This is a genomic window from Vibrio sp. V42_P2S4T144, assembly GCF_009904715.1.
Lineage (GTDB): Bacteria > Pseudomonadota > Gammaproteobacteria > Enterobacterales > Vibrionaceae > Vibrio > Vibrio alginolyticus.
This window is the reverse complement of the sequence record NZ_WXWS01000229.1, coordinates 1-4,581: the sequence shown is the minus strand read 5'-3', so window position 1 is coordinate 4,581 and position 4,581 is coordinate 1. Positions and strand designations below refer to the sequence as shown.

Here is a 4,581-nt window from a genome sequence, read left to right as displayed (position 1 = left end):
TTCCTACGCTTATAACTGGTTGATCTATCGAATGCCGTTTCTTCGAAAATCAATCACGTAGGACGATAACTCTAACGAATTGGACACGTTATTTCAGGTCACTCCTGATTAAACATGGATCATACAGGAAGGATACAAATGGCAAATAAACTCACAGTTCTTGCTTCCGTCGTAGCGGCTTCTACTGCGATGATGGCAACATCAGCTCAAGCAGCAGACACTACTCTGGACAAAGTCACAAAACAAGGCTTTCTTACTTGCGGCGTAAGTACCGGTCTACCTGGTTTCTCTAACCCTAACTCAAAAGGCGAATGGGAAGGTATCGACGTAGAATATTGCCAAGCACTGGCTGCAGCCGTTCTTGGGGATAAAACGAAAGTTAAATATGTACCCCTAACCGCAAAAGAACGTTTCACTGCGCTTCAATCTGGTGAGATTGATGTGCTTTCCCGTAACACGACCTGGACTCTCCACCGTGACACTGCACTGGGCCTAAACTTCGTAGGTGTGAACTACTACGACGGTCAAGGCTTTATGGTGAAGAAGGAACTTGGTATATCAAGTGCTAAAGAGCTTGATGGTGCGTCGGTATGTGTTCAATCAGGTACAACAACCGAGCTAAACCTTGCAGATTATTTCCGCAACCAAGGCATGGCGTACAAACCAGTGGTATTCGACACAGCGGCGCAAACTTCGAAAGGTTTTGATGCGGGACGCTGTGACGTATTAACAACTGACCAATCTGGCCTTTATGCACTACGTTTGAATTTGAAAGATCCGTCCTCTGCGGCCGTTCTTCCAGAAATCATCTCTAAAGAGCCACTAGGTCCAGTCGTTCGTCAAGGCGATGATCAATGGTTTAACATCGCTAAGTGGACATTGTCTGCGATGATTAACGCTGAAGAATACGGTATTAGTTCGAAGAATGCGGATGAAATGCTGAAGTCAACAGATCCAAACATCAAGCGTATCCTCGGTGTTGATGGCCCTAAAGGCAAAGGGTTGGGTATCCGCGACGATTGGGGCTACCAGGTTATCAAACAAGTTGGTAACTATGGTGAAAGCTTCGAACGTACAGTCGGTACTGGTTCGCCGTTAGAAATCTCTCGTGGCGTTAATGCGCTATGGAATGCAGGCGGCTTTATGTACGCGCCACCAATCCGATAGAAAGAGTTAATCAGGGCGGTTCATGCCGCCCTTTTTCTTGATTATATCTCACTGTATGAGTAAGGATCGCTCATTGGATGGCTAAAAGCGCTCGCTTTGTGGAACGGCTTTAAAGGTTCGTAAGCCGCTAGACATGAGAGCGTTATTCTTTAGCCAGCAAGGACGAAACTTCGTTATACAGGCCGATATCTATAACTAAGGTTTGAGGTTATCGCTGTATGAAACCGACACAAGATGCATCGCCAAGTACGATGTCCAAACCAAGCGGAAGCAAGAGCCTGATTTATAATCCTGCCTTTCGTTCTGCTATTTTCCAGATCATTGCCATTGCTGCACTGGTATTTTTCTTTTACACGATTGTAAACAACGCTCTCAATAACTTAGATGCTCGTGGTATTGCAACGGGCTTCGGTTTTCTGAATCAAGAAGCCGGGTTTGGTATTGGGTTAACATTAATTGAATACGATGAAACGTACTCTTACGGTAGAACATTTATCATCGGCCTTCTTAATACGGCGTTAGTCTCTGTATTAGGTATTATTCTGGCTACTGTGATTGGCTTTACCATGGGGGTTGCCCGCCTTTCTTCTAACTGGTTAGTTAGTCGTTTAGCGGCAGTTTATATCGAAACTTTCCGAAATATCCCCCTTCTTCTGCAAATATTCTTCTGGTATTTCGCTGTTCTTCAAGCATTACCCTCACCACGCCAAAGCTTAAGTCTTGGTGAAGCTATTTTCCTGAACGTTCGTGGCTTATATTTCCCTGCACCGACTATGGAACCTGGCAGTAGCTACGTTATTGCCGCGTTAATCTTCGGGGTAATCGCAAGCTTATTAATTAATGTATGGGCGAATAATAAGCAACGTCTCACTGGGCAACAAACCCCAATGGGAAGAATAGTTTTGGGTTTAGTTGTTGGCCTTCCATTGGTTGTGTACTTCCTTGCTGGTATGCCAATTTCACTGAATTATCCTGAACTAAAAGGGTTTAACTTCCGAGGTGGTATTAGCATTATTCCTGAATTGGCTGCGCTACTTTTGGCATTGAGTGTTTATACAGCTTCTTTCATTGCTGAGATTGTGCGCTCTGGTATTAATGCGGTTAGCCATGGTCAAACCGAAGCAGCGATGTCGCTAGGCTTACCACGCTCGAAAACTTTAAAGCTTGTTGTCATTCCTCAAGCGTTACGAATTATTATTCCACCTTTAACCAGTCAATATCTCAACCTCACCAAAAACTCATCGTTAGCGATGGCGATTGGTTATCCAGATCTTGTCTCTGTGTTTGCTGGTACTACCCTGAACCAAACGGGACAAGCGATTGAGATCATTGCTATGACGATGGGCGTGTACTTGACATTAAGTCTGATTACGTCTGCATTAATGAACTTGTATAACCGTAAAGTCGCGCTGGTGGAGAGATAATATGAGTACTCATCAATTTCAACCGGATCTCCCACCACCCGCCAATACTGTAGGCTTCGTTGGTTGGATGCGGAAAAATCTATTTAATGGCCCTATCAATTCCATTGTTACTGTCATTCTTGCGTATATTGTCGTAACTGCAATATGGTATATCGTGGATTGGGCGTTTATTAACGCAGACTGGATTGGCTCAACGCGTGACGACTGTAGCCGAGATGGTGCTTGCTGGGTATTTATCAGCGTGCGCTGGGAGCAGTTCATGTATGGTTTTTATCCAGAGTCCGAACTATGGCGCCCTCGCCTTTTCTATATCACATTGGCCATATTTACTGTTTTACTCGCTTATGAGAAGACACCGAAAAGGATGTGGATTTGGCTTTTCTTCGTAAACATCTACCCATTCATCATCGCTGGGCTGTTATACGGGGGTGTCTTTGGACTAGAAGTGGTCGATACACACAAATGGGGTGGATTACTCGTTACGCTCATTATTGCGTTAGTTGGTATCGTAGTTTCACTGCCAATTGGTGTGGTGCTTGCGCTTGGTAGACGTTCAGAGATGCCGATCATTCGCAGCATTTGTACCGTCTACATTGAAGTTTGGCGTGGCGTTCCTCTGATTACGGTTTTGTTCATGGCTTCGGTTATGCTTCCATTGTTTATGTCTGAAGGTTCAGAGACAGATAAACTGATTCGCGCCCTTATAGGTGTGGTTATGTTTGCCTCCGCTTACATGGCAGAAGTGGTACGCGGTGGTCTACAAGCCATTCCGAAAGGTCAATATGAAGCCGCTGATGCGCTTGGGTTAAGTTACTGGAAAAAGACTGGGCTTATTATCTTGCCACAGGCGCTAAAGATTACTATTCCTTCTATCGTGAACACCTTCATCGGTTTGTTCAAAGACACCAGTTTGGTACTCATCATTGGCATGTTTGACGTACTCGGTATAGGACAAGCAGCAAATACCGACCCTGAATGGTTAGGTTTTGCTACAGAAAGTTATGTATTTGTCGCGTTAGTGTTTTGGGTATTTTGTTTTGGCATGTCGCGCTATTCGATATGGCTTGAAAACAAACTTCATACCGGTCACAAACGATAACTCATCAAGATCAAGGACGTATTATGACGCAACAACAAGATTACATGATCCAATTGAAGGACATGAATAAATGGTATGGTGAGTTTCACGTACTAAAAAATATTAACCTCGACGTTAAGCGCGGCGAGAAAATCGTTATCTGTGGCCCATCTGGGTCGGGAAAATCAACGATGATTCGCTGTATTAACCGCCTTGAAGAGCACCAAGCAGGCAGCATTTACGTCTCTGGTACGGAATTAACTGAAGACTTAAAGAACATTGAAGCAGTACGCCGAGAAGTGGGCATGTGCTTTCAACACTTTAATCTCTTCCCTCATTTAACCGTACTGGAAAACTGTACGCTCGCGCCTATCTGGGTGAAGAAGATGCCAAAAGATGAGGCAGAAGCGGTTGCGATGAAATATCTGGAACGTGTAAAAATTCCAGACCAAGCGGAGAAGTATCCCGGTCAGCTGTCTGGTGGCCAGCAACAACGTGTGGCGATTGCTCGCTCTTTGTGTATGAACCCTAAAGTCATGCTTTTTGATGAGCCAACATCTGCACTCGACCCGGAAATGGTTCGCGAAGTACTGGATGTAATGGTCGAACTCGCCGAGGAAGGCATGACTATGCTATGTGTGACACATGAAATGGGCTTTGCTAAAGAGGTTGCCGATCGCGTGATATTCATGGACGCAGGAGAGATCATCGAAGAAAACAACCCGGTCGACTTCTTTGAGAATCCTCAATCGGATAGGACCCAAAACTTCCTAGCGCAAATCTTACACCACTAAGATTTAGCCGAATCGACATAAAAAAGCACTGGTTTCTATGAAGCCAGTGCTTTTTGTTACTAAATTCAAAAATCTGTGTAAGAATCAACATAGCTATGCTAGGCAGTAATATTGTGTT

4 protein-coding genes are annotated in these 4,581 nt (G+C 44.5%); all 4 read left to right on the top strand.

All coding sequences use genetic code 11. From position 1 onward, the window contains the following. The first annotated feature begins 138 nt into the window (after window positions 1-138). The 4 genes from CAG68_RS08105 to CAG68_RS08090 all read left to right on the top strand — a co-directional run bounded on the left by CAG68_RS08105 (window position 139) and on the right by CAG68_RS08090 (window position 4,463). Window positions 139-1,167 carry an amino acid ABC transporter substrate-binding protein gene (locus CAG68_RS08105; protein WP_005377403.1) on the top strand — a complete coding sequence of 343 codons (1,029 nt, stop codon included), beginning with the start codon at window positions 139-141 and terminating at the stop codon, window positions 1,165-1,167. Window positions 1,168-1,385: 218 nt separating this feature from the next. After that, window positions 1,386-2,591 carry an amino acid ABC transporter permease gene (locus CAG68_RS08100; protein WP_005377402.1) on the top strand — a complete coding sequence of 402 codons (1,206 nt, stop codon included), beginning with the start codon at window positions 1,386-1,388 and terminating at the stop codon, window positions 2,589-2,591. A 1-nt stretch (window position 2,592) separates the two neighbouring features. Then, window positions 2,593-3,690, top strand: coding sequence for an amino acid ABC transporter permease (locus tag CAG68_RS08095; RefSeq protein WP_005389988.1), 1,098 nt, complete (start codon window positions 2,593-2,595; stop codon window positions 3,688-3,690). A 23-nt stretch (window positions 3,691-3,713) separates the two neighbouring features. Continuing rightward, a complete protein-coding gene (locus CAG68_RS08090) occupies window positions 3,714-4,463 on the top strand; it encodes an amino acid ABC transporter ATP-binding protein (protein ID WP_005377400.1) in 750 nt (249 codons plus the stop codon). Window positions 4,464-4,581: the final 118 nt, after the last annotated feature.

What these genes read in the sequence shown, in the direction of transcription:
- CAG68_RS08095 (WP_005389988.1), top strand. Translation starts at nt 2,593, where the DNA reads ATGAGTACTCATCAATTTCAACCGGATCTCCCACCACCCGCCAATACT.
- CAG68_RS08100 (WP_005377402.1), top strand. Translation starts at nt 1,386, where the DNA reads ATGAAACCGACACAAGATGCATCGCCAAGTACGATGTCCAAACCAAGC.
- CAG68_RS08090 (WP_005377400.1), top strand. Translation starts at nt 3,714, where the DNA reads ATGACGCAACAACAAGATTACATGATCCAATTGAAGGACATGAATAAA.
- CAG68_RS08105 (WP_005377403.1), top strand. Translation starts at nt 139, where the DNA reads ATGGCAAATAAACTCACAGTTCTTGCTTCCGTCGTAGCGGCTTCTACT.